The organism is Siphonobacter aquaeclarae, from assembly GCF_900103285.1.
GTDB classification, from domain to species: Bacteria; Bacteroidota; Bacteroidia; order Cytophagales; family Spirosomataceae; genus Siphonobacter; species Siphonobacter aquaeclarae.
This window is the reverse complement of the sequence record NZ_FNGS01000004.1, coordinates 565,990-590,031: the sequence shown is the minus strand read 5'-3', so window position 1 is coordinate 590,031 and position 24,042 is coordinate 565,990. Positions and strand designations below refer to the sequence as shown.

At 53.8% G+C, this 24,042-nt stretch carries 20 protein-coding genes; 6 read left to right on the top strand and 14 right to left on the bottom strand.

Annotated elements, in window-relative coordinates:
- Nucleotides 1-32 precede the first annotated feature (32 nt).
- Nucleotides 33-569, bottom strand: coding sequence for a hypothetical protein (locus BLR09_RS12800; RefSeq protein WP_143011082.1), 537 nt, complete (start codon nucleotides 567-569; stop codon nucleotides 33-35).
- A complete protein-coding gene (gene accC / locus BLR09_RS12795; RefSeq protein ID WP_093202552.1) occupies nucleotides 569-2,059 on the bottom strand; it encodes an acetyl-CoA carboxylase biotin carboxylase subunit in 1,491 nt (496 codons plus the stop codon). Before accC ends, BLR09_RS12800 begins: the two co-directional genes overlap by 1 nt.
- A gap of 434 nt (nucleotides 2,060-2,493) precedes the next feature.
- On the opposite strand from accC, the gene BLR09_RS12790 reads away from it, so the two are divergent.
- On the top strand, nucleotides 2,494-3,642 hold the full coding sequence (locus BLR09_RS12790) for an aminotransferase class I/II-fold pyridoxal phosphate-dependent enzyme (protein ID WP_245689923.1): 1,149 nt from the start codon (nucleotides 2,494-2,496) through the stop codon (nucleotides 3,640-3,642).
- Between the two features lie 231 nt (nucleotides 3,643-3,873).
- Nucleotides 3,874-4,056 carry a histone H1 gene (locus tag BLR09_RS12785; RefSeq protein ID WP_093202550.1) on the top strand — a complete coding sequence of 61 codons (183 nt, stop codon included), beginning with the start codon at nucleotides 3,874-3,876 and terminating at the stop codon, nucleotides 4,054-4,056.
- Nucleotides 4,057-4,113: 57 nt separating this feature from the next.
- Here the strand turns inward: BLR09_RS12785 and BLR09_RS12780 are convergent, their stop codons facing one another.
- Nucleotides 4,114-4,515: a MaoC family dehydratase gene (locus BLR09_RS12780; RefSeq protein ID WP_093202547.1), complete on the bottom strand. Its 402-nt coding sequence runs from the start codon at nucleotides 4,513-4,515 to the stop codon at nucleotides 4,114-4,116.
- 64 nt (nucleotides 4,516-4,579) lie between these two features.
- Nucleotides 4,580-5,011 carry a YybH family protein gene (locus BLR09_RS12775; RefSeq protein WP_093202927.1) on the bottom strand — a complete coding sequence of 144 codons (432 nt, stop codon included), beginning with the start codon at nucleotides 5,009-5,011 and terminating at the stop codon, nucleotides 4,580-4,582.
- Nucleotides 5,012-5,223: 212 nt separating this feature from the next.
- On the opposite strand from BLR09_RS12775, the gene BLR09_RS12770 reads away from it, so the two are divergent.
- Both BLR09_RS12770 and mdh read left to right on the top strand, forming a co-directional pair.
- A complete protein-coding gene (locus tag BLR09_RS12770) occupies nucleotides 5,224-5,328 on the top strand; it encodes a 30S ribosomal protein THX (RefSeq protein ID WP_093202544.1) in 105 nt (34 codons plus the stop codon).
- 130 nt (nucleotides 5,329-5,458) lie between these two features.
- Nucleotides 5,459-6,394, top strand: a complete 936-nt coding sequence (mdh, locus tag BLR09_RS12765; RefSeq protein WP_093202542.1) for a malate dehydrogenase — start codon at nucleotides 5,459-5,461, stop codon at nucleotides 6,392-6,394.
- Between the two features lie 73 nt (nucleotides 6,395-6,467).
- On the opposite strand, the gene BLR09_RS12760 is transcribed toward mdh, so the two are convergent.
- A complete protein-coding gene (locus BLR09_RS12760) occupies nucleotides 6,468-7,787 on the bottom strand; it encodes a DUF3667 domain-containing protein (protein WP_093202925.1) in 1,320 nt (439 codons plus the stop codon).
- 191 nt (nucleotides 7,788-7,978) lie between these two features.
- Between BLR09_RS12760 and pgeF the strand changes: the two genes are divergently transcribed.
- A complete protein-coding gene (gene pgeF / locus BLR09_RS12755; RefSeq protein ID WP_093202539.1) occupies nucleotides 7,979-8,731 on the top strand; it encodes a peptidoglycan editing factor PgeF in 753 nt (250 codons plus the stop codon).
- Here the strand turns inward: pgeF and BLR09_RS12750 are convergent.
- From BLR09_RS12750 to BLR09_RS12715, 7 genes are all read right to left on the bottom strand, one after another.
- Nucleotides 8,712-9,560: a glycosyltransferase family protein gene (locus BLR09_RS12750; RefSeq protein WP_093202536.1), complete on the bottom strand. Its 849-nt coding sequence runs from the start codon at nucleotides 9,558-9,560 to the stop codon at nucleotides 8,712-8,714. The genes pgeF and BLR09_RS12750 overlap by 20 nt on opposite strands.
- Nucleotides 9,561-9,818: 258 nt before the next feature.
- The gene (locus BLR09_RS12740) at nucleotides 9,819-11,120 is read right to left on the bottom strand and encodes a vanadium-dependent haloperoxidase (protein WP_093202531.1); all 1,302 of its coding nucleotides are present in this window, start codon (nucleotides 11,118-11,120) and stop codon (nucleotides 9,819-9,821) included.
- The gene (locus BLR09_RS12735) at nucleotides 11,117-14,368 is read right to left on the bottom strand and encodes a VCBS repeat-containing protein (protein WP_093202528.1); all 3,252 of its coding nucleotides are present in this window, start codon (nucleotides 14,366-14,368) and stop codon (nucleotides 11,117-11,119) included. Before BLR09_RS12735 ends, BLR09_RS12740 begins: the two co-directional genes overlap by 4 nt.
- A 79-nt stretch (nucleotides 14,369-14,447) precedes the next feature.
- Nucleotides 14,448-16,061 carry a SusD/RagB family nutrient-binding outer membrane lipoprotein gene (locus tag BLR09_RS12730; protein ID WP_093202525.1) on the bottom strand — a complete coding sequence of 538 codons (1,614 nt, stop codon included), beginning with the start codon at nucleotides 16,059-16,061 and terminating at the stop codon, nucleotides 14,448-14,450.
- 9 nt (nucleotides 16,062-16,070) lie between these two features.
- Entirely contained in the window at nucleotides 16,071-19,148 is a 3,078-nt protein-coding gene (locus tag BLR09_RS12725) for a SusC/RagA family TonB-linked outer membrane protein (RefSeq protein ID WP_245689922.1), read from the bottom strand.
- A gap of 1,011 nt (nucleotides 19,149-20,159) precedes the next feature.
- Nucleotides 20,160-21,035, bottom strand: coding sequence for a cysteine synthase CysM (cysM, locus tag BLR09_RS12720; protein ID WP_093202520.1), 876 nt, complete (start codon nucleotides 21,033-21,035; stop codon nucleotides 20,160-20,162).
- A 33-nt stretch (nucleotides 21,036-21,068) separates the two neighbouring features.
- On the bottom strand, nucleotides 21,069-21,644 hold the full coding sequence (locus tag BLR09_RS12715; protein WP_093202518.1) for a thioredoxin family protein: 576 nt from the start codon (nucleotides 21,642-21,644) through the stop codon (nucleotides 21,069-21,071).
- Between the two features lie 111 nt (nucleotides 21,645-21,755).
- Between BLR09_RS12715 and BLR09_RS12710 the strand changes: the two genes are divergently transcribed.
- Complete coding sequence (locus BLR09_RS12710) at nucleotides 21,756-22,727, top strand: polyprenyl synthetase family protein (protein ID WP_093202515.1); 972 nt, start codon at nucleotides 21,756-21,758, stop codon at nucleotides 22,725-22,727.
- Between the two features lie 102 nt (nucleotides 22,728-22,829).
- Here the strand turns inward: BLR09_RS12710 and BLR09_RS12705 are convergent, their stop codons facing one another.
- Complete coding sequence (locus BLR09_RS12705; RefSeq protein WP_245689921.1) at nucleotides 22,830-23,600, bottom strand: TPM domain-containing protein; 771 nt, start codon at nucleotides 23,598-23,600, stop codon at nucleotides 22,830-22,832.
- A gap of 17 nt (nucleotides 23,601-23,617) precedes the next feature.
- A complete protein-coding gene (locus BLR09_RS12700; RefSeq protein ID WP_093202510.1) occupies nucleotides 23,618-24,040 on the bottom strand; it encodes a TPM domain-containing protein in 423 nt (140 codons plus the stop codon).
- Between the last annotated feature and the right edge of the window lie 2 nt (nucleotides 24,041-24,042).

Genomic DNA, 24,042 nt, shown 5'->3' with positions numbered 1-24,042 from the left:
GGTTCAGAGGGAGGAATAAAAAAAGAATGCCGTCAGGGCAGCGGTATGCGCCATTCGGTCAGGAGGCTGTCGCGCAGCAGGCGGGCTTCCCGGCTTTGCGGTAACTCGAACGAGTGAATTGTCGGCAGGTCCTGCGGGACCAGTCGCGCCCGGAACCGCCGCTCGGGCAGGCTATCCGGAAAAAAATCAAAATGCAGCAGGTGGCTGCCTTTGCGTTTCAGGGGAAAAACATAGGTGTCGGTTTCCCGGTAGCGTTTGTTATTCCGGAGAAAGACCTCCTTTTTCCAGAAATAAGGCCGCCCGGCACTGGCGACGGGGCCGGTCCACCGCACGACCATTCCGCTGTCTGCGGGCTGAAGGACAGAGGTATAGGATTCCTGTACCTGTTCGAGTCCGTCTTGCTTACGCTCTTCATTAAGCGGAATTCCGGTACTTTCACGAAGATCGGCTTCGTGTTGTTCTGCCCGGAACAGCCGCCAGCGGTCGCTCAGTATCCGCCAGCCGATTACCGCCATCCCCACTAACAGTACAACAAATACCACACGGTCCAATCGTTTTAAAAAAGCCATCAGGAGCGGTTTTGTTTCCATTTCGAGACCGAAGTACGGACGGGCGCTTTCGCTGTTGCGGCCTTTCCGGACTCCCAGAAACGGGCGGCAAGAAACGCAGCCAGAGCCTCTTCGTCGGCATCCGGCGCCTCGTCAAGTACTTCCGGGGTGAAATAGAGGCTGACAAACCGGGTATCAAACCGCCCGGAAAGGAACGCTTCGTGCTGCATCGCAAAGCGGCAGAACGGAAGGGTCGTCTGTACGCCCGAGATATGGTATTCATCGATGGCCCGTACCATCTTCTGCGCGGCTTCTTCGCGGGTCGCGGCGTAGGTGATGAGTTTAGCGATCATCGGGTCATAATAAATAGGGATATCCATGCCTTCTTCCACGCCGTCGTCTACCCGTACGCCGTTGCCCTGGGGGCGGCGGTAGGTACGGAGTGTGCCGACGTCGGGCAGAAACTGGTTGCGCGGATCTTCGGCGCAAACGCGGATCTCAATGGCATGCCCACGTATTGAAAGATCCTCCTGCCGGAACGGCAATACCTGCCCTTCGGCGACGCGGATCATTTCCTTCACCAGGTCCACGCCTGTAATGAGCTCTGTCACAGGGTGCTCGACCTGAAGGCGGGTATTCATCTCGAGAAAGTAAAAATCGAGGTTTTCGTCGACGATAAACTCGACCGTACCCGCGCCGTAGTACCCGCAGGCGCGGGCAACGTCTACCGCGCATTGCCCCATCGCTTCCCGGATAGCAGGCGTCAGGACGGCCGACGGAGCCTCTTCCACTACTTTCTGATGCCGCCGCTGGATGGAACATTCCCGCTCGAAGAGGTGGACGATATTCCCGTGCTGGTCTCCCAGTACCTGAATTTCAATATGTTTGGGACTGGTAATGTACTTTTCGATGAAGACGGAGCCGTCTCCGAAACTGGCAACGGCCTCTGATACTGCCCGGTCGAGCTGCTCGTCAAAATCCGCTTCCGATGGGACTACCCGCATGCCTTTCCCGCCGCCGCCGGCTGAGGCTTTGATGAGTACCGGGTACCCGACTTCGGCGGCAATGCCTTTGGCGGCGTTCCGGTCGGTAATCGCCTCGTCGACGCCCGGTACCAACGGTACGTTCATGCGGCGGGCGGCCTGTTTGGCGGCGATTTTCGATCCCATCATTTCGATGCTTTCTGCCGATGGACCGACGAAGATCAGGCCCGCTTCCCGCACCTTCCGGGCGAATACCGCATTTTCCGAAAGAAAACCGTAGCCCGGGTGAATGGCATCTGCGCCGGTAGCCTGTGCCGCGGCGATGATGACGTCCATTTGGAGGTAGGATTGCGCCGAGGGCGGCGGGCCTACGCAGACGGCTTCATCGGCATAGCGTACGTGCGGGGCCGCGCGGTCGGCTTCCGAGAAGACGGCTACGGTACGGATACCCATCTCCCGCGCCGAACGCATGATGCGCAGCGCGATTTCGCCCCGGTTGGCGATGAGTAGTTTTCGGATGGCAGACATGGTTCGGAGGGATTGGTCAGCGGCTACGAAGATAACCGGCCCGGCGTGTTTCGCAACGCGGGCAGGGCGTCGCAGCGGCGGTTCTTGAGAGCGAAGTAAAACGGGGTACGTCGCGATTTTCCCGGAAGCTCCTGAGACTCACCCGAACAAGTCGTCGAACTTCCTTTGGTTTGGCCCAGAAAAATCCTATTTTTGCGCCCGAAGAAATTGCGAAGGGTCTCTGCTTCTTCCGGCAAGGCAGGCGGGTTGGTTTCCGATCCGGTGTCCGGCGCCTCCGAAGCGGGCAGAGGCCGAATGTCAACAATAAAAATCGATTGAACGTGGCAGATATTTTCGAACGTCGGTTGGCCAACTTGGGGCCTCTCGGTCAATACTCCGAGAAAGTCCATGGGTATTTTGCTTTTCCCTATCTCGAGGGAGAAATCGGACCCTACATGAACTTCAGGGGTAAGCAGATGCTGAACTGGAGTCTGAACAATTACCTGGGTCTGGCAAATCACCCCGAGGTGCGCCAAACGGATGCGGAAGCGGCTGCTCAGTGGGGCCTGGCGGCGCCGATGGGCGCCCGGATGATGTCCGGACAAACGCCGTATCACGAAGAGCTGGAGCGTCAGCTCGCCGATTTCGTCGGCAAGGAAGACGCATTCCTGCTGAACTTCGGTTACCAGGGGGTGATGTCGGCCATTGAGGCCATCGTGGATTACAAGGATGTCATCGTCTATGACGCTGAAAGCCACGCCTGTCTGATCGACGGGATCCGCCTCCACAAAGCGAAAATGGGTAAGTACTTTACCTTCAAGCACAACGACATGGAGTCCCTGGAGAAGAACCTGATCCGGGCGACCAAACTGGCGGATGAGCAGGGCGGCGGTGTTCTCGTGGTGACGGAAGGTGTTTTCGGTATGTCCGGAAACATCGGAAAGCTCGACGAAATTGTGGCTCTCAAGCAAAAATACAATTTCCGTCTCCTCGTGGACGACGCCCACGGCTTCGGTACCATGGGTGAAACCGGGTCAGGCGTAGCCGAGCACCTGGGAGTGCAGACGGGTATCGACCTGCATTTCTCGACGTTCGCCAAATCCATGGCCAGCATCGGGGCATTTATTGCCGGTCCGAAAGCCATCATTCAGTACCTCCGCTATAATATGCGGTCGCAGACCTATGCCAAGTCGCTCCCGATGCCCCTGGTAATCGGCGGCCTCAAGCGCCTGGAACTGGTCCGGACACAACCGGAACTTCGCGAAAATCTCTGGAAAATTGTCAATGTCCTGCAAACGGGTCTGCGCGCGCGTGGCTTCGATATCGGAACGACGCAGTCGCCGGTGACGCCGGTATTCCTCCAGGGACAATACGACAATGACGTGGTTACCCAGCTTGTCGCCGACCTGCGCGAAAACCTCGGTATTTTCTGCTCAATCGTTGTCTACCCGGTGGTGCCGAAGGGAGTCATTATGCTCCGCATCATTCCGACGGCGGTTCACACGATCGAAGATGTGAACGTGACGATGGATGCCTTCGAGGTCATTCAGGAGAAACTCCGTAAGGGTGAGTATTCCGGCAAAGGTATAGCTGTCTTTTCCTGAAATAGCCCCTGAAAGGCTCTAAAGGCCCTTTTTGCCCCGTTTAATCTGTTTGATACAGGATTAAACGGGGTATTTTTCTGTTTTGTCAAACGAATTGTATAATTTTTCCAAGAACTTTCACATTTTCGTGCCAGGCACTCTTGCATCAATACGCTAAATGCCTAAATTTCGCCAAAAACGCAGTTTTGCGTACTTTCAATCGTTTGTTGAACATTAAAAATCTAGACTCACATGAACAAGTTTGCGGAGCTTAAAAACCTGGTACTGTCGCTCGAAGGTGACTTTGACAAGTTTTACGAAAAGGGAAATCAGGCGGCAGGTACCCGCGTTCGCAAGGGTATGCAAGACCTGAAAGTTCTTGCGCAGGATATCCGCACGGAGGTTCAGAACTTAAAGAACGAGAAAGAAGACTAATCTCGTCGTTCGCTATAGAAAAGGCCCCGGATTGGTGAATCCGGGGCCTTTTCTGTTTCAGAAGTGTTCGGCGTTCATCACGGTCGCCACCCCGCGGGTGGTGACTTTTTTCGTTTTCGGGTCGAAAAACTCGGTTGAGATCTCCGCCGTATGCTTTTCCGGATTAATACTCAGCACCTGAAAGCGGGCTTCGTAAGGAGTATCGACAAACATGGGGCGTAGAAAATCGACCGTTTGTTTGACATAAATACTCCCGGCTCCCGGAAACTCCATGCCGATTACCCGGGAAAAAACGCTCACGCCGAGCATCCCGTGGATGATCGGGCGCTTGAAGGGCGTCGTAGCGGCAAACTCCGCGTCAAGGTGCAGCGGGTTATGATCGCCGGATACCTCCGCAAACCGGACGACATCGTCCTGGGAAAACTGAACCGGGTGCTGGTAGGCGTCTCCGATAGTCATACGCAGTAAAAATAAGTGAATGATACAGGGCAAAGGTCCGGAATAGCGGCCATCCCGGCAAACATCAGGAGGAATGGTCGGCGGTTATGACCCACTGCCCCCTGATTTTCCGCCAGGTCAGGCTGAAGTGTCCGCCGATATCTCCCTTTTCGGGACGGGTCAGGTGCCATTTCCCGACCACAAAGGCGGCGTCTTTGCTCAGTAACTGCACATGCAGGATATCAAATTTCAGCGTACCCATCGCCGCGCGGTCCGGGTAATTCTTCCGATAGTTTTCCAGCGTACCAGCATAGCCATACCGGATGCCGGACTTGCCGATGTACATCAGACTGTCCGATTCCCAGTACCCCTTCATGAAGCCGGGAATGTCGCCGGCGTTCCAGGCTTTGGTCTGACGGTCGAGGATGGAGAGGATCGTCTGGCGATCGGTCTGAGCCCGGACCGAGACGGCAAAAAAAGTACAAAATAGCACAAAAAGGGTCGTACGACGCAGCATGAGAGGTAGTTGGGTTTTGGGTTTCGTCAGAAAGCTTGTATCATTGAACAATGAAAAAGCTCGTGGACTCACTCTATAAATATCGAAAGTATATTGGTGTAGACGGTATGATGTACCTGGCTTTTGCTATTGTCCTCCTGATTTTGTTCCTGTTTTTTTCCTGACCGGGCGAGTCCCTCCTTCACATTTTTCAACACTAAATTTCTCAGACTATGGGCAAAGGTGATGCTAAATCGAAGAAAGGAAAGCGTAAACGCGGGTCCTACGGAAAGACCCGCCGCCGGAGAAAAATCAAGCCGGCCAAAACCAAGTCATAAACCCAAGCGGAGCCTGTCTCCGCTTTTTTTTGTGGTTTTTTCCGGAAAGGTACTATTACATCTTGAGGACTTTCTATTTTTACTGGCGACCAGTTAGACTTCATTTTCACGACATTAAAATCCAATTTGCATGAAAATCACCGTTGTAGGAGCCGGGGCCGTAGGGGCAACTTGTGCCGATAACATTGTTCGGAGAGAGTTGGCGGAGGAAGTCGTTTTGCTTGACATCAAGGAAGGCCTGGCTGAGGGAAAGTCGCTGGACATGTTCCAGACGGCCACATTGCTGGATTATGATTCCAGGATTGTCGGATCGACCAACGACTATTCCAAAACCGCGGGGTCTGACGTGGTGGTGATTACCTCGGGTATCCCCCGAAAACCGGGTATGACGCGCGAAGAACTGATCGGCATCAACGCCGGCATCGTGAAAACGGTGACGGAAAACCTGCTGGCGCACTCTCCGGACGCGATCATCGTGGTTATTTCCAACCCGATGGATACCATGACTTACCTGGCGCTGAAGGCTTCAGGATTACCCAAAAACCGCATCATCGGTATGGGCGGTATCCTCGATTCGGCCCGCTTTAAGACCTATCTGTCGCTGGCGATGAACGTACCGCCGTCGGATCTCCAGGCTACGGTCATTGGCGGTCACGGCGATACGACCATGATTCCGCTGACGCGCCTGGCAACCTATTCCGGCACGCCTGTCGCCCAGTACCTGGACGCAGAAGCCCTCAAAAAAGTGGCTGCGGATACGATGGTCGGCGGTGCGACGCTCACCAACCTGATCGGTACGTCGGCCTGGTATGCACCGGGAGCGGCGGGCGCCCTGCTCGTCGAGAGCATCGTCCGGAATCAGAAGCGGGTATTCCCCTGCTGCGTGTACCTCGAAGGCGAGTACGGGCAATCGGATATCTGCCTGGGCGTACCGGTGGTCATCGGTCGCAACGGTTGGGAAAAAATCGTCGATTTCGAACTCAATGCGGACGAGCAGGCGGCGTTCAACAAGTCTGCCGATGCGGTCCGGAACATGAACAGCGTACTCGGTACCCTCGGTATCTGATTGTTTTTGTGGATAAAAAGTGAGCGGATTCCCGTCGGGAATCCGCTCACTTTTTTATATAATTTACTGTAAATCAAAAGTTTACAAAACCGTAGAGCACTGAGCCCGCCAGCAAAAAGGCCGCGAGTGACAGGTACGTCAGGCTTAAGAGCACAAATTTAAACGTCGTTTTCCACCATCCCTGGGCATATACCCGTCGCAGCGCGACCAGAAAATAGAACCAGCAAATCCAGATGCTGATACCGGCCAGCCAGTTGACCGGAAGCCAGTGCCGGATCAGGAGTTCGAGTGAAATAAACAGGAACAGTACGGAGTGGATATGTACAGAGAAGATGAAATGCTCGTAGTAGCACCGTTTACGCCTGTAGTAAAAGATATAAAGCAGTAGTGCGACGACCGGCATCAGAATAAACATAACCGTCGAAATCGTCTTCGTGATTTTATGCGTCAGCTCGACAAACGCGTGCGTATCCTTGTTTGTCCAGGCGATGCGGGTCTTGGCCAGGGCGCGGACGGCTTTTTTGTGGAGGCTCGCCGACAGCCCTTCGGTTTCTTCCCCGTTGAGGCGGAAGACAGAATCGAGCTGGGCGGCGGTCATCTTCGGCAGGCTCACAAAAAGCGCGGAATCGCCGCGTATACCCAGAAAATCCGAGGTTTTGTCTTCTCCCGTCACCAGTCGGGATTGGTGCGTATCGACGTGAATCGGGATGTAATGGAGCGTATTTTTCAGCCCTCCCATGTCTTCCCGGTATTGATCCATCCAGACCGAATCCGGCTGAATACGCCGGGTACGGAGGCTGTCCTGCACGGCCAGTTCCACAAACTGGAGAAAGGCGCTTTGCAGCTGCGCCTTCGGCTGGTCTTTCAAAACCGCTACTTCGTCGGTATTCAGGGCGAATCCCGTACCGGTATAGGCAGCAAGTTTCTTTTCAATGCTATCCGGGTCGCGCCAGAAATTGTCTTTCCGAAGAAGGGAATCGGTATCAGCAGATGCGGTTTCGCGGTTGACGATGTGCTCAATTTTCTCTTTTTCTTCCGTCACCTCTTCCACTGCCTTGTCGAGCGCTGTATTCAGCACCAGGAAAAAGATAAAGCTGATAAAGATATAGAGCCGGGCAGGCGGCACGTACCGGGCGCGTTTCCCTTCCACAAAATCCTTGGTAATCAGGCCGGGTTTGGTAAAAATGGCCCGGGCGGTTTCCCAGAATTTGGTATCGAAGTGAAAAATACTCTCGACGAATTCATAGATGAGGTGGCCGAGCGGTACGTCGAGGTTGTGATTCTCCTGACCACAATTGGGGCAAAAATTAGCTGCCGGCTTGAGGATTTCCCCGCAATTGGGGCAGGCAGTGGTTTTTCGTCGGTGTTTGTGATCGTGCCAATGAAGTTGCATGTGGTCAGGGAAAAGGAACAAGGACAAAAATATCCCGAAGCCGGATAAAATATGTGTTTTTGCCTGAAAGTATCGTGTTAAATTTTGGAGAAGAGCCGGAAAAACGAATAAACATCCGTAGAAGTGGTCGCATTCGGGCACTGCCGATCTTTGCCGTGGAAGCCGTAACTTGCAGCCTTTTGAATCCGGATATGTCTCCTCTTCTCTTCCGCAAGCCGGCCATTTTCGCCGCGTTTCCCGAATTAATCGCCGCTGAAAGCACCCGCCACGGGGGTGTGAGCCTGCCTCCCTATGCGAGCCTGAACCTGGGCGGGTCGACGCAGGACAACCCCGATGCCGTGGCTGAAAACCGGCGGCGTTTTTACGCGGGACTGGGCATTTCGGCCGATCAGGTAGCTTCTTCCCATCAGGTGCATGGTTCGGAAATCTGGCAGACAGATCAACCGGGCCGGGAGCAGGGGCACGACGCCGTTGTCACGGATGCGCCGGGTGTTTTCGCTCTTGTCACCATCGCCGATTGCACGCCCATCCTTATTTACGACGCCCGGAACAAAGTAGCGGCCGCCATTCATGCGGGCTGGCGTGGCACGGTTTCGAAACTGGTAGCGAAAACGCTTTCTCAAATGCAGGAATCGTATGGGACCAAAGGCGAGGATTGCTACGGCTACGTCGGCACGTGCATCGACGAATGCTCCTTCGAAGTAGGAACCGATGTAGCTGATCACTTTGATTCTGTGTACAAGCGTTTTGACGAAGAGAAGCAGAAATTTTTTGTCAACCTCAAGGAAGCCAATGCGAGCCAATTGCGTGATTTCGGTGTGCCGGCAAATCAGCTGGAAATTTCTTCGTACTCGACGGTACTCAACAACGCCGACTACTTTTCACACCGGGCAGAAAAGGGAGTAACGGGCCGGCTGGTGGCCATTATTGGCCGGAAGAGCTAGTTTCCGGCCTGCCGGTGATCTCCTGGTGATAACGATCCCACTCCCGGCATCGGGACCGGTACTGCTCGTTCATAAACCCGTACAGGCATCCCAGGCGCCGCTGCGCGTCGGGCAGTGCGTACAACGCCCGGTGCTGCGGCTTCGGTCCGTGAAAATGAATGATCTTCGGGCTTTGCCCGTCGTCTTCCCAATAGGGCTTCCAGTTAAACCGGATGGGCAGCGGATCCCATAACGGTCGCCGGAATACGCCTTTCCGGAAATACAGTTTATAAGCGCCCTGATCCCAGGAAATCCGGACCAGTTTATCCAGTTTCCGGATGATAAATTTCTCAAATCCGGCGTGTGCCCGACGCAGGGCCGGGAGGTTCATGAGCATAACCCCGGTGTTGACATTCCGGAAATCGTCTTTCTCCGCTTCGGGCGAAACAGCGAAGTACCCCGGACGAAGTTTCTCCAGCTCCGGCACTACCTCTTCCAGGAATAATACGTCGATATCCGTATACAGGACAAATTCATCCTGGAGGCCCAGGCGGGCCGTAATCAGTGGTATTTCCACTCTCAGAAAGGCTCCGGAACCAATGACGAGGTAATTGATATCGCCCTTTTTCCTGGCGATCTGCTCGAGGTGACGATAGAGAAAGCTACGGTGATAGACCACCCGCACGCCGCGTTCCTCCATCCAGGAAACGAGGCTATCCGGCTCGCCGTCGTACACAAACCAGGGTTCCAGCGTCGTATTCTGTAACGCCGAGGTGACCGCTACCTTGAGCAGTTCGATGTAGGCCGCCGAGAAGTCATTTCCCTGGCGAAAAGCAAAAAACCATTTCATGGATCAGACGGGTCTTCCGGAAATACATGGCCGGAATGAACAGGAATGAGCGGTTTTGCGGAGTTTATAACGGCGGGCTCGCAAGACCGGACATTTAAACGCAGGTCAGACACCCAAAGTACGGTAAAGGGTTGTAATTCAGGAATATATTCTGATTCAACGGTGGTTTTATCTGCATGAACCGTTTTCTGGCATTCAAGGAGAAAGGAAAAAGGCCGCCTGGTGGCGGCCTGGCAGTACTTCCCGGCAACAGATTTGTCAGCGAGCGGGCCGGACCCCATTCTTTTGTAGCTTCTCCACCACAAACTGCCCGAGCCGGTAACCCTGTTCCTGTCCGTTTTCAATGGCGTCGCGGTAGTGGATGCCACCGTACAGACGGGAGATCGCCGCTTCGGCCGCTGCCGCGCGGAAAGAAGAAAACCGTCGCTCCGGCAGCTCAAAAAGTACTTCGGTGTTGTCAGTAAAGGCAAAACGATCCCCGAAGAAAAACGTCAGCAGCTCTGCCGCCGCAGTGGAGATGACACTATGCCCGCTGGTATATTCCGGAAAAGGCGGCGTCTGAAGGAGCGGTTGCCAGCGGCTGTCGATCAGCCGGTTGATCACCGTTTCAGGGCGGATACGGCTGCTCCGGTATTTCTCGTCCCAGCACGAGATAAACGCATCCCGCAGCGTCATGGCAGTGAGGGAGAGTATTTCCACCGATTTGTCAAACGAAATACCGGCCTGAGCCGTCGCCAGGCTCGCGATATTCATCCAGTGGCCGCCCGGGCTGATCTTTTTGAACCCGATGGACATATGCCCGGAAGTATTGATGGCGAACGGGTTGCAGTCCCAGTAGGAAGCGATAAACCGTTTTTCTTCCGTCAGGTTACGTCCTTCGGAGTACACTTCGCGGGTGAGTGCGTAGAAGGCGCTGGTTGTGTCCTTGCTGAAGGGTACCGGCGGCCTGGGTATGAATTGGGAACAGGAATCGATGAGCATCGGCCGGATGGTTTTCCAATGTGGCTCAATTCCTTCCATATAGCCGGGCGGCGTCGGATACCAGTAGCCTTCGCCTTTCAACGGGCGGTAGCGGAGCCGGGTACTGAGCCGGGAGTATTCGTCGGTCGCGGCGAGAGCGAGTACTTTTTTAGCCATTTCTTCTGCGGCAACTACCGCCGCCTTCAGCTCTTTTTCAGTATACCCTTCTTTCCGGAGCGCAGCGAGCAGTTTCGCTTCTTCCTCTTCAAGCATGTACCCCGACGGAAGGATCAGCCGGCCGGTTTCCAGTATGCAGTAAAGCGCCGCCAGCTGGTAGTTTCCGGTCCGGTTCAGTTCCGGTTTGTGAAATTCGCGGACAAAGGCAGCAGGCGAGGGAATAGCCGAATGCCCCGATACCAGTTCATGCGCACCCAGGAGGCAATAGGAATAAAACCGGCTGGCAGCAGGCGGGTTGACGACATCGTGAATCATCACCATCGTTACGGCAAAAACCGTCGGCTGCAGGTGGGTTTCGAGTTTCGGCGGACGGGCCAGTACGGTTCCGCCGGTCAGCGCCAGCAGAAGCAGCAATCGTTTCATGGTTTTTGGTAGCATTGAAGGGGCTGATTGAACGCCCCGATCAGGAAAAGGGTACCGGCGCCGGAGCTGAGTTCAAGTACAGATTTGACGTCTCCTGTCACCGACAGGCCGGAATCGGGTTGACGGACATACCGGAAGGAGCCGTCTCCGCTACCCTTGAGCAACGTACCGTAGCCCGCGTCGATACTGCCGATTTTCAGGCGGTTGTCCGATTTGTTACCGAAAAGCAGGAGATCCGTCTTTCCGTCTCCGTCAAAATCCCGGATCAGGGTATGGGTGACCGGCGAAAACTGCGCTTCCAGGGGAAGTACCTGTTTCTTGAAATGCTCTTTTTCCCGGAGATAGCAGACCGAACGGAGCTCGGTGACGGTCAGCTTCTGCGTTTTGTCGAGTTCCGCGGGCGTAAACAGGTTCTTCATGGTGGCGTCGGCATAGTCTTTGTAAAAGCCGAACTTCTTCCGCATGGCATACATCTGATCGTTGAGCTCGTCGCGGCTGACGAAGGGATACGACTTGCCCTGGATATAAAAATTGAAAAAAGGATCGATGGAGCCGTTCCGGTCAAAATCGGCGAAATACAGCTCGGCCGGTTCTTTTACGGACGCACGTATCTGGGAGTTGGTGCCGAAGTTGCCTGCAATCAGGTCGTTCTGCCCGTCGCCGTCCACGTCGCCGATGGCGAGCGACATCCACAGGCCCTGATCTTCACTGGGAAAGTACTGACTGGTTTTATCCAAAAACCCGTCCCGGGTATTCTGGTAGACTTTCACCGGCATAAATTCCCCACAGAGCAGGAGGTCTTTCCGCCCGTCGGAGTCAAGATCTTCCCACCGGGCATCCGTGATCATACCAATGTTGGAAAACGGAACGGAGATGGCTTTGAACTGCCCTTCTCCGTTGTTTTGCAGCAGGTAGGAGGTAGGCGCGAGCGGGTACCGGCCGGGAATGACCCTTCCGCCGACAAAAAGATCCGGATCGCCGTCGTTGTCAAAATCACACACACGGACGCAGGATTTACTGCTCGCCGACAGGTCAGGCAGCGCCGCTTTTTGCAGACGGCCGGCGCCGTCGTTGAGAAACAGTTCATCCTGCAACGAAGGCGTATTGGGTTCGAAGAGGGAATAGCCGCCTTTGGCTACGTAGAGATCGTCCCAGCCGTCGCCATTGGCGTCAAAAAAGACAGCCGCCGAAATGGCTGACATACTTTCGTCCCCGATCGTCAGGCCGGAGAGCAGGCGGAAACTTCCGTTTTTCTGCTGGATCCAGATGCCACCGGCTCGGCTTTGATCGCCGCTGACGAATACGTCTTCGAGTCCGTCGTGGTTGACGTCTCCCTTTGCCAGTACCGGTCCTGTTTGCGAGTACATAAACAGCATCAGCGGCTGGCGCTTGAAGTCGTTTTCGTTATAGCCCTGGTGGACAAGGGAGATAGGCGAGGTTACTTTTCGGAACAGACCTGCAACCGGCTGAAGCTTCGCCGGAGTCATTCCGCCTTCCTCTTTGATGACAAGCCGCTGATTGACAGGTACTGATGTCAGTTTTTGTACCCTCCTTCCCGGCCAGGCAATCAGCACAGAGTCGATCTGTGTGGCTTTGCCGAGACCGAAGTGCAGGGTTTGGGACTGACAGGAGAGGTAGCCGCGAACGGGAAATACTTCCTGGTACTGCTTCAGTCCGCCGGCATATACGGTCACCTTCGCGCCGATGGAAGACGATTTTCCTTCGAGTTGAAGGCGGAGGTAGGAAGTCTTGTGCAGCTCCCGGCTCATGTTCTGGTAAACAGAGGCGGGTTCGTTGATGTTGTTGACGATCAGTTCGAGATCACCGTCGTTGTCGAGGTCGGCATATACCGCTCCGTTGGACATGGTCGGCGTTTGAATACCCCAGTCGGCCTGTTTGTTCTGAAAAGTCAGGTCCTGGTTATTCCGGAAGATGTAGTTGGCGAGTTTGGTGGAAGGCATCGCCAGGACGAGGTCCATCAGCTGCACCGACTCCCGGTTCATGGCTTTCCGGACCTTGTAATCGCCCCAGTATTTCAGAAAGTCCTTGTTGGTGTAGTCGCGCAGGTAGCCGTTGGTGATGAAGAGGTCCTTGTATCCGTCGTTGTCAAAATCGGCGAGGAGGGGGCTCCAGCTCCAGTCGGTATTGGATACCCCGGCCAGCTGGGCTATTTCGCTGAAGGTGCCGTCTCCGTTGTTGAGTTGCAGCATGTTGCGCATGTACTGTTTGTACAGGCCCTGCTGGGTCATGAGTTCGAACGACTCGTAGTTTTCCTGGAGCTGCAGCAGTTTCTGCCGGCGGTTATCCTCCGGAAGCATGTCCAGGGAGAGGACGTCGGGGAGGCCGTCGTTGTTATAGTCAGCGATGTCGATACCCATTGAAAACTGCGCCAGGTGCCGGAAGCAATGCTGGCTGTCTTCGCGGAAGGTACCGTTGCCGTTGTTGAGGTAGAGGTAGTCGGGTTCGTTGTAATCGTTGGTGACGTAGATATCCGGCCAGCCGTCCTGGTTGATATCTGAAACGGCCAGGCCCAGGCCAAAAGTCAGCGGATACTGAAAGATTCCCGCTTTCTGAGAAATGTCGGTGAAGTGACCATTCTGGTTTTCCAGGAGGCGGTTGCCGGCGAGTTCGTCGGTTTCCTTGTGAAGCCGGGCGAGCTCCATGTTGTCGTACTTCTTGACGTTGTGATTGAGGAGGAAGCAGTCGAGGTCTCCGTCCCGGTCAAAATCAAAAAAAGCCGCCTGAGTACTGTATCCGGGGTGATCGAGGCCGTACCGTGCCGCCTGTTCTTCAAATGTCAAATTACCCTTGTTGATGAATAGCTGGTTCCGGCGGAGGGCTTCGTCGACCTTCCCCGAATAGCAGACATAAATATCCAGGAGGCCGTCGCCGTTGATGTCGGCGAGGGATACGCCGGTTTTCCACGCCCCTGTCCGGCCTTCGATACCGGCAGCCGCTGAGATATCCCGGAAAGACAACCCGCCCTGATTGAGGTAGAGCTTGTTTGGCTTTTGATTGGCGGTGAAGAAAAGGTCGTCGAGGCCGTCGTTATTGAAGTCTCCGACTGCTACGCCGGCACCGTTGTAAAAGTATTCGTATGCCAGGACGTTGAGACCTTCGTTTTCATTGATGGTATTGCTGAAGTCGATATGGGTTTGCGTTACCGGCAGAGGCCTGAACAGCGTCTGGGCGGATAGGAGCAGGGGGCTCAGCAGAAGCCCGGTCAGGAGGACAGCCGATCGGTGCATAGGTTTTGTTCAAGCAGGGGTCGCTAAAAATAAGAAAAGGTAAGGCACGTTGGCCTTACCTTTTCCGGTTTCGGAGTGGTTACTTATCCCACCAGACCCGGGAGGTAAGCAGATCACCTCCGCTCAACCGGTTGACTGCCTCGGTATACGACGTCGGATTGGTTGATATTTCAGTCGACAGATAAATCATCCGTCGGGGAATCGTGCTGCCTGTCACATTGCCGGGATAATTGATCGGCGTGAGAACAGGATAGCCTGTCCGGCGCCAGTTAGACCAGGCTTCGATGAAGTTGAACATCGTTCCGGTAGCCAGCCAGAACTGTGTGTTGATCGCTTTGAGCGAGGCGTCGGTGGACGTAACATCCAACGGGTGCGCGGCTGCCCAGGTCTGAGCTGCTTCCGCCTTGATTTCTGCGGAGGCATCCAGCTGAATCAGCGACGTCATTGCTGCAACAATACCATTTTTGTAGTGGTCCGCCGCTGTTCCGCTCACATTCCAGCCACGCACTTTGGCCTCCGCCAGCAGAAATTCGACTTCCGCATAGGAAAGAACCATCATTGTGCCGTTTTTCTTCAGGTAGACGCTGATCCGTGGGCGGGAGTACTTGCCCAGGGGAGCGTCAGAGTCCTTGTCGTTTGCTGCCGGAGACGGACCGGGATATCCGGCCGATTTCCGGATGTCCGTGGCGCCGCTTGCCAGATCGTATCCGTTCGGCAATCCCAGTTGGGAAGCTGCGGTATTGTCTCCGGAAAGCGTCTTGTTCGCATTATTGGCTGCACCGGTTTGGGGAACCTCGGCAACAGCACTCAGACGCGGGTCCGAAGTTGACTTCAGCGCATCAATAAACGTCTTCGCAAAACGAAGCTCCCGGTAATCATCCGTTACCTGATAGACATTGTAGATACCGGAGGCCGCGTAGTTCGCGTCGGCCTGGATATACGCGTTGTCATCATTGGATGTAAACACGCCGCCTGCAATGGCCTTTTCCGCATAGGTCTTTGCTGTTGCGGCGTCAACTTTAATAAGCCGCATTGCTGTGCGAAGCATAAGCGAGTAGCCAAACTTCTTCCAGGCCGTCATTTTTGCGGTCGAAGAGGAAAGCCGGCTATAGATCATGTCACCGGTAGGTGCGGCCTGGTTGACATCAAGCGCAGCTGTTGCTTCGTCGATCTCCTTCAGTAATGCCGTATAAATGGATTGCTGGGTATCGTACTTCGGAGCAGTAGTTCCTGCTTTGGCCTGAAAGGCCTGCGTATAGGGGATGTCGCCATAGGTATCTGTGCCGCGGAGCACGTTCATTGCCTGAAGAATCCGGCCGATCTGATAAAGATTCGCATATTGAGGCTTGTCTTTCGAAAGACGGATCATTTCAGCAAGTGTCGTGCCGGTTGAATAGGTCCGGTTAAAAATTGCCCCCTGATAGCTGGTCGAATTCTGCGTATTGACATACTTGTCCCCGTTTCCGTAGTAAGTAAAGGTCGACGCCAGAACCTGAAGCATAGGACCTTGATACAGCATCTGGTCATACCCAAGGTTCACATAGTTATTCTGCGCATTGGGAAGGAAGAAATTGGGATCCCATTGCTGCTCCGTCGCTTGATTCGGATCGGTATTGATTTCGTCGAATTTATCGGTGCATCCCGCCAGTGACAGCATGAGAAGGGATAACACATAGACAGAAGTCCTTTTCATGGTAGAGTCTTATTTTTTGAACTTGGCGTTCAGCGTGAAACCGAATGTACGGGTTGAGGGCAACTGGGCGCCTTCCGTTCCGGCGTAGTTGATATTGGAAGAGAAGCCGGCTTCCGGATCAAAGTTGTCCGTATGTTTCATGAGAACCAGCAGGTTCCGGCCGACTGCCGACAACGTGACACTTTCGAAAGGCACCTTGCTGTTGCTGAACCAGCGGCTCGGCAAACGATAACCGATAACCACCTGACGAAGCTTGATAAAGTCAGCATTGAAGACGGACAGCTTGGAAACGTTGGTAATGAGTCCGCGGTAGTAGTCCTGAGCAATGACGTTTTTCGTATTGGCTGTAGAGGAAGTTCCGTCTGCGGAAAGGACCACGCCATTGGCAACCACTCCCGTTTCGCGTCCGACAAGCGTAGCTTTGTTCAACCCGTCTACGTAAGAATAGTGGTTGGTAGCTGACAGTACTTTCGCCCCGAACTTGTAATCGATCAGGAAGGAAAAGGAGAAGTTTTTGTAGGAGAAGCTATTGTTCAAGCCTCCATACAGATTCGGAATCGCGGAACCCATTGGTTTCAGATCGCCGCGGACCGGAATACCATCGGATCCGATGATCATTTTGCCGGCAGCATCATACTTGAAATCGTAGGCCATAATCTGCGCAGCAGACATTCCCTTGACGTGGGCAACGTTACCGTTCAACGGGCGATACGTTCCGAGGGTTAGTATTTTTGTGTTGCCGGCTCCGTCGATGTCAACGATCGTGTTCTTCACGTAGGTTACGTTGAACGAAGCATCCCACGTGAAATTCCTGGTTTTTACAGGTGTCCCGGTCAGCAATACTTCGACGCCCGCGTTTTTCGTCGAACCCAGGTTAAGCACACGGGAGGTGAAGCCGGTTGTGATCGACAGAGGTCCGCTGACTATTTCACCTTCGGTTTTGCGGTTGAAATAGGCAACATCCAGACCAAGACGGTTGTTGAAGAACTTCGTTTCAAAACCAGCCTCAAATTCCTTCATGCGGTACGGCTTGAGATTGCTGTTGGGCATCTGGGAACTGAAACCACCCTGGGGCAGTCCGTTGTAGGTGTTGCCAAGAGAATAGTATTGCGTTGTCAGGTAAGCATCAAAAGCTTCACCACTGGTCTGGGCATAGGAAGCGCGGATCTTACCGAAATTCATCGCATTCGGTTTCAACAGTTCCGAAAAGACAAAACTGGCCGAAACAGAAGGTGCGAAAATTCCTCGGTTGGCTGACGGAAGCGTTGAATAGACGTCATACCGGCCCGTCGTCGCCAGCGAGAGTATATGCTTATAGTCAAATTCCGCCGTATAGTATCCCGATTGTACCTGACGCTCGTTGTATCCATAGCTCTGACTTCTGGAAAGCGTGTTCGAGATAGTATAGAGGTACGGAATACTGAAGTTGCTGCCTGAAATTCCGACGCTTTCCAGACGGTTTTTCCGAAGGTTACCTCCGATCGCTACGTTCAGGTTCAGGTCTTGCGCAATGTCACGGTTGAGACCTAACAGTCCATCGACGTTGAGTTCTGTCGTTTGTGATCTGGCCCGGTTCATGCTTCCCAACGCCTGGTAAGCTGTTCCCCAGGGCGTAATGCTGAAAGCGCCGTCGTTAATGACGTCATATCCGGCACGCCCCTGAAGATAAAGCCAGTCGGTAAATTGGTACTTACCCGTTATCGCCGAGATCAACCGTTTACGGTCCTGCTGGTTTTTGTATTGGTTGACAACAAACCAGGGGTTGGTCTTATACGAGTCATCACTGAACGTCATTTCAGCGCCCGTGATTGGGTCATATCCGGGTTTCAACGCCAGCTGGTTGAAGGAACTAGCCAGCAGCGTGATACCGTAGTTGGCGTTCAGAGGGGCATCACTCATCATCGGCCGGTTTTTATCTTGTTGGTCAATGTAGTTGGCCATCAAGGTTACATCCAGCTTGCTGGTGACTTTCTGGGTCACATTCAGGTTGATGGTTTTCCGCTTTACCGTGTTGTTCCGCATTACCCCGGAAGCATCCATTGAGGACATCGACAGGCGGAAACTGGTCTTTTCATTTCCGCCGGAAGCAGATACGGTATTGGTAAACGTCGGCGCCGTCTGGTAGAATTGTTGAATGTTGTCCTTCACCGGCGAATAGGCATATTGCTTTCCGTCGAACTGCGTGTACATCGCTCCGTCCATCTTCTCACCCCAGCTGTATACTCCGGAATTACGGGCACTTGTTGCATCCGCAGGACGAACACCTTGTTGTCCCTGTCCATAGACGTACTGGAAGTCTGTAAAATTAATCACCTTGTCGAACTGGAGGTTACCATTGTATTCAACCGAAAGACCGGCGTTTTTGCCGCTTTTGGTTGTGACCAGGATAACTCCGTTCGTAGCGCGGGTGCCGTACAGGGCAGAAGCCGTAGCTCCTTTCAGTACCGTCATGGATTCGATATCGTCGGGGTTGATGTTGGAGATACCATCGCCGTTGTCCGATCCACCCCATTCCCCGGCGGTTCCCCGGGTGGTGTTATCCATCGGAACGCCGTTGATAACGAAGAGCGGGCTGCCACCCTTAAAGTTACTGACCCCACGAAGGTTGATCCGGGAAGAAGATCCCGGCCCGCCGCTTCCCGGGCTGATATTCAGACCCGCTACGCGTCCCTGAAGGGAGTTGATGACGTTGGATTCCCGTGCCTGGTTGAGCGCCGAGGCATCGATCGATGTCACGGAATAACCGAGCGTACGGGTATCTTTTTCAATCCCGAGCGCGGTGACGACCACTTCCTGCAGCGCCCCTTCACCCAAAGCCATCTGGATGTTGATCACGGTACGGCTGCCTACGGCAACTTCCTGCTTTACATAGCCGATGTAGGAGAAAACAAGGGTGGCAGCATCGTTCGGAACGGTAATCCGGTAGTTTCCGTCCGCATCGGTGTTGGTGCCGCGGGTGGTTCCCTTGATCGAAATCGTTGCTCCGGCCAGTCCCGTTCCCTTCTCATCCGTCACTTTCCCGGAAATCTCTCTGTCCTTCCCGAAGGCCGGATGCATTTCTCTGGCCGACGCAGCGGTCAGAAGCATCCAGGCACCCAAAAAAGCACAAAACCTGAAAAAGGTTTTTGGTAGCTTCTGTTTCATAAGCCTCATTGAAGTAGTGTGTTAAGGTTAAACAGTTTATGGAAATGATGTGGGTTCGAATACCGTAGCCGCCGGGCACGTAAGGTGCTCGTTCAGCCTGAAAGCGTTACGGGTGTGAACAGAGAATGAAACGCCGTCCTTCCTGCCGCAGTGCGGCATTCCGGCGGGTACTAAACGGACGAATGTCCTGATCTGAAGTTTAGAGGAAAACGGATACTTTAACCTAACCCGGGGCAATTATCTCCGGGAAATCAGGCGTGTGTATCTGAGTAAATCCGGGCGCTCGTTTTCCCGGTTTTAGGGCATGAAATGCAGTCCGGAAGGACCGCTGAGCAGTTGGGGTGAATAATAGCTGGTTAAGGTTAAATATTCTGTGAAACAGGAAAAAACAGAAATGTTAAGAAACTACTGCTTGGCCTTGCCAACGTTTCTTCTGGTTTTACATACGTTCCTATGCAAAAGCCGGTTCGCAAATCTATCCATATTTTTAAAAATTTAACAATATGTTGACGAGACAGAAAAAAAATTTTCGTAACCCGTCTCCGGATAGAAATGCGCCAACCGGATTTTCTTTCCCGGCGAAGCCTGTCCCCGGCTCCCCGAAATACACCCGGCAGGAGATGCTGTATATGAGGCTTACTGCTTTTATATTGTCTTTTGACAGTGGTGGAAGAGAACAACGTTTGTGAGTGATGCGGATTTTTATGTAATAATTTAAAGAATAAAATTATTTATTCAAAGAAATAGTCTGTTTTTCTGACGCTTTTTGATCGCCTCGTAAAATAGCCCTAACTGGCAGGAATACTTATAAACCGGTTGGCGGCGGGAAATTGTGCATGGAGCGGTATGCGGGTACGGTACCGGTATGAAGAGAAATCCCTAACCCGTCTCAATGAGCACAAAAAAACGGATTCCCGGCAGGAAATCCGTTTTCGAAGCGGGATTTACAATGGACTATTCCCCGAAAAGATCACTGGAAAGATACCGGTCTCCCCGGTCGCAGATGATACAAACAATGACGCCTTCGGTGAGTTCTTCTGCCAGCCGGATGGCTGCTGAAACACAGCCGCCGGAGCTCATACCGGCAAAAATACCTTCGACTTTTGCCAGCTGCCGCGTCGTCTGAACGGCGTCTGCTTCCGAAACGTCCATTACCCGGTCCACGCGTGACGGATTATAGATTTTGGGCAGGTACTCAACCGGCCACCGCCGGATACCCGGTATGGAAGATCCTTCTGTCGGCTGACAACCCACTACCTGAATCGCCGGATTCTGTTCCTTCAGGTACAGAGAATTGCCCATGATGGTACCCGTCGTTCCCATCGAGCTGACGAAGTGGGTGATTTTTCCGTCTGTATCACGCCAGATTTCCGGACCGGTCGACTTGTAGTGCGCCATATAATTGTCCGGGTTGGCAAACTGGTTGAGCTGAAAGTGAGTACCGGCGTCGGCTTTTTCCTGGGCGTAGTCGCGACAGATTTCGATGCTTTCGAGCAGGGTTACTTTGGCGCCGAAGGCCTCCATCGTCAAAACCCGTTCACGCGTTGAGTTCTGCGGCATCACGAGCTCAATAGACAGGTTATACAACCGGGCGATCATCGCCAGCGCAATGCCGGTATTGCCGGATGTTGCTTCGATGAGGGACGTCTGCGGTCCGATATCTCCCCGCTCCAGCGCGCTGCGGATCATGTTGAGCGCCGGACGGTCCTTAACGCTTCCGCCCGGGTTATGCCCTTCCAGCTTCCCGAAAATGCGTACGTTGGGATTGGGGTTGAGGCGGGTAATTTCCACCAGCGGCGTATTGCCGACGAAATCGAGTAGGGTAGCCAAGGTAAAAAGGCGGATTTGAATGAAAAATGCAGGTTATTTCCCGTATACTTTCGGGTAGATCTCGTCTTTGTAGGTCTCCCACTCCGTTTCCTGTTCGTGGTAGTTTTCTCCGAAAAACGTAGCGACCTGATGGAATTCCAGGGCCTTGAGGTAGCCGGGAACGGCCTGAATGACAGCGAGCTCCTTTCCATCCATGAAAATCTCATCGATGAAGACGGTGGAAGGGTAACTCATCTGCCCGTCGAGCATAATCGCCGCCAGCTGATTGAACCCTTTAGCGCCCTGCGGAATGAACTTGAATGTATGAGGACCCAGCCTGATCGTCGACCGGCTTTCAGCGTTGAAGCGCACAGCGTAAAACTTCTTGTTGACATACTCCGCCACTTTCGGATCGGTATAGGTCTCCTTGTCCATCACCTTACACCAGTGACACCAGTCGGTGTATACATCCACGAGGAATTTCCGGGGCTCCTTTTTGTTCCGGGCATAAGCTTCCTCCATCGTCAGCCACTCGATTTTTGACGTGGCAGGCACGGGTTTTTCCGGCAGAAACGAAAAGCAGAGCGAGGCCAGGCCGGCCGTCACCAGGAAGGTAAGGATCGTTCTCATTGCAGGATTTTCGGTTTACGGCGTTAAAGTTGGTGAAAATAATCCTGTATTTTGCCGGTCGCAAACAGGAAAACCTGGCTGCTTTTTGACCACTCAAGTCTGGAAACGAACATGTCGCTTACGAAGTATACTGCCGCTCTGGAAGAAGCGCTGCTGACCGTCACCTACGGAAGTACGCCCCCCGAGCTCTATGAACCGATCCATTACATCATGAGCCTCGGCGGAAAACGCATGCGCCCGCTCCTGACGGTTCTGTCGGCAGAGCTGTTTACCGATGACTGGCAGAAAGCGGTTTTTCCGGCACTTGGCGTAGAAGTTTTCCACAACTTCACGCTGATGCACGACGACATCATGGACCGTGCGCCCCTTCGCCGCGGTCATCACACGGTTCATGAAAAATGGAATGATAACGTAGCAATTCTTTCCGGAGATGTCATGCTGGTTTCCGCCTATGAATTGTTGTCGGAAGTGGAGGACGGAAAGCTGAAACGTGTACTGAAACGGTTCAACCGTGCGGCTGCCGAAGTATGCGAAGGCCAGCAGTTTGACATGAATTTCGAGAAACGCCAGGACGTCACGAAAGAAGAGTACCTGGAGATGATCCGCCTGAAGACCGCCGTACTGCTCGGTTTTGCCCTGGAGCTCGGTGGTATTCTCGGTGGCGCCGACGAGCATACGTGCGCGTTGCTGAAGAAAACAGGTGATGCAATCGGCCTTGGTTTTCAGCTGAAAGACGACCTGCTGGATGTTTATGGTGATCCCGACAAGTTCGGCAAGCTCGTGGGCGGAGATATTCTGGCCAATAAAAAGACCTTCCTGCTGCTCGACGCCCTCGAAAAGGCCGACGGAACCATCCGGCAGGAACTTCAGTACTGGATCACGGCGAAAGAATTCAACGCCATCGAAAAAGTACAGGCTGTTACGGCTTTGTATGATCTCCTCGGCGTACGCAGTACTTCCGAGCAGGTGATGAACGCCTATTTCGACGAAGGACTGGGGTACCTCAGCCAACTTCCCGTCGCCGAAGAAAAGAAGCAGTTACTGCGGTTTTACTTCTCGGACCTCATTGCGCGAGAAAGATAAAAAGCGGTTTTCGGTTGACAGTTTTCTGTTTTCAGTTGTGGTCGGGGAAAGTTGCCGCCAACTGAAAACCGTAGACTGAAAACTGTCAACCGAAACCCGCCTTCAATAGTCTCCGCCTGCGCCGCCGCCGCCGAAACTGCCTCCGCCAAAGTCCCAGCCACCGCCGCCGCCTCCACTGCTCCAACCTCCTCCGGAGGAACTTCCCCAGCTGGACATAGTCGTGTAGGGGCCAAACCAGGGCATTCCGCCGCCGCCGGTATTCCGGCAGCCGCGCCCGAGCGTCCGGCTCAGCAGGAAGAAAATGACCAGACCAATGAGCCCGAAAGCAATAAGGGCGAAGATGGCTTCCCCATCGCTGACATCGCTTCCTTCGTTTTTGTATTCGCCGCTGGCCCGCTGAATGATCTCGGTGGTGGCTTCGTCGAGGCCACGGTACCATTCCTGTTGCTTGAACGCCGGAACAATGACATCCGAGACGATGCGTTTGGCGACGGCGTCAGGAATAGCACCTTCGAGGCCGTAACCCGTCGCGATGTAGATCTTTCGCGTTTCGGTCGCCCAAAGCAGAACCAGCCCGTTATTCTTTCCTTTTTGCCCGATACCCCACCGCCGGCCGATCTCAAAGGCGTAATCACCGGGAGGATAATCTCCGGTATTTTTGACGACGACGATAACAATCTGATTCGACGTCGAGTCCATATACCCCTTCAGCTTCGATTCCAGCATGGCCTGCTCCTGTCCGGAGAGGGTACCGGTAAAATCATTGACGAAGCGGGCGGGGACAGGTTTTTCCGGAAACTCCTGCGCCAACCCGGGCAATGCCAGGACCAGCAGAAAGAAAAGCAGGAAGGAACGGAACAGGGAGGAATGCATCGGTGTCGGGGAAAATATCATCCGAAAGAAATGTCGTCCGGGAGTTCATTGACATCGTCCGACTGATACGGGAAATAAGTCTTGAGCTGCTCGCCCGCCATCCGGATACCGGTACAAAGGGCTTGTACCAGATCTCCGTCGCGGAGGTGTATTTTCATGGCATCCCGGGTACTGTCCCAGAAATCAAGCGGCACTACCCGGTTGATCCCGTCGTCGCCCCAGATGGCAAACCGCCGGGCATCTTCGGCGAGGTAGAACAAAACGGCGTTTCGATCCGCCGTTTTGTACATTTCCAGCTTGACAAAAACCTGCCGGGCGCGGTCGAGCGCGTCGATATCGGCCGAGGCGCTTTCCAGGTGGACGCGGATCTCGCCGGAGGTATTTTTTTCTGCCTCCCGGATCGCGCCAATGACTGCCTTCTGTTGCTCTTCGGTCAGCATAT

Coding starts and splice junctions, on each gene's coding strand:
- BLR09_RS12800 (WP_143011082.1), bottom strand. CDS start 569: ATGGCTTTTTTAAAACGATTGGACCGTGTGGTATTTGTTGTACTGTTA.
- accC (WP_093202552.1), bottom strand. CDS start 2,059: ATGTCTGCCATCCGAAAACTACTCATCGCCAACCGGGGCGAAATCGCG.
- BLR09_RS12790 (WP_245689923.1), top strand. CDS start 2,494: ATGAACTTCAGGGGTAAGCAGATGCTGAACTGGAGTCTGAACAATTAC.
- BLR09_RS12785 (WP_093202550.1), top strand. CDS start 3,874: ATGAACAAGTTTGCGGAGCTTAAAAACCTGGTACTGTCGCTCGAAGGT.
- BLR09_RS12780 (WP_093202547.1), bottom strand. CDS start 4,515: ATGACTATCGGAGACGCCTACCAGCACCCGGTTCAGTTTTCCCAGGAC.
- BLR09_RS12775 (WP_093202927.1), bottom strand. CDS start 5,011: ATGCTGCGTCGTACGACCCTTTTTGTGCTATTTTGTACTTTTTTTGCC.
- BLR09_RS12770 (WP_093202544.1), top strand. CDS start 5,224: ATGGGCAAAGGTGATGCTAAATCGAAGAAAGGAAAGCGTAAACGCGGG.
- mdh (WP_093202542.1), top strand. CDS start 5,459: ATGAAAATCACCGTTGTAGGAGCCGGGGCCGTAGGGGCAACTTGTGCC.
- BLR09_RS12760 (WP_093202925.1), bottom strand. CDS start 7,787: ATGCAACTTCATTGGCACGATCACAAACACCGACGAAAAACCACTGCC.
- pgeF (WP_093202539.1), top strand. CDS start 7,979: ATGTCTCCTCTTCTCTTCCGCAAGCCGGCCATTTTCGCCGCGTTTCCC.
- BLR09_RS12750 (WP_093202536.1), bottom strand. CDS start 9,560: ATGAAATGGTTTTTTGCTTTTCGCCAGGGAAATGACTTCTCGGCGGCC.
- BLR09_RS12740 (WP_093202531.1), bottom strand. CDS start 11,120: ATGAAACGATTGCTGCTTCTGCTGGCGCTGACCGGCGGAACCGTACTG.
- BLR09_RS12735 (WP_093202528.1), bottom strand. CDS start 14,368: ATGCACCGATCGGCTGTCCTCCTGACCGGGCTTCTGCTGAGCCCCCTG.
- BLR09_RS12730 (WP_093202525.1), bottom strand. CDS start 16,061: ATGAAAAGGACTTCTGTCTATGTGTTATCCCTTCTCATGCTGTCACTG.
- BLR09_RS12725 (WP_245689922.1), bottom strand. CDS start 19,148: ATGCTTCTGACCGCTGCGTCGGCCAGAGAAATGCATCCGGCCTTCGGG.
- BLR09_RS12715 (WP_093202518.1), bottom strand. CDS start 21,644: ATGAGAACGATCCTTACCTTCCTGGTGACGGCCGGCCTGGCCTCGCTC.
- BLR09_RS12710 (WP_093202515.1), top strand. CDS start 21,756: ATGTCGCTTACGAAGTATACTGCCGCTCTGGAAGAAGCGCTGCTGACC.
- BLR09_RS12705 (WP_245689921.1), bottom strand. CDS start 23,600: ATGCATTCCTCCCTGTTCCGTTCCTTCCTGCTTTTCTTTCTGCTGGTC.
- BLR09_RS12700 (WP_093202510.1), bottom strand. CDS start 24,040: ATGCTGACCGAAGAGCAACAGAAGGCAGTCATTGGCGCGATCCGGGAG.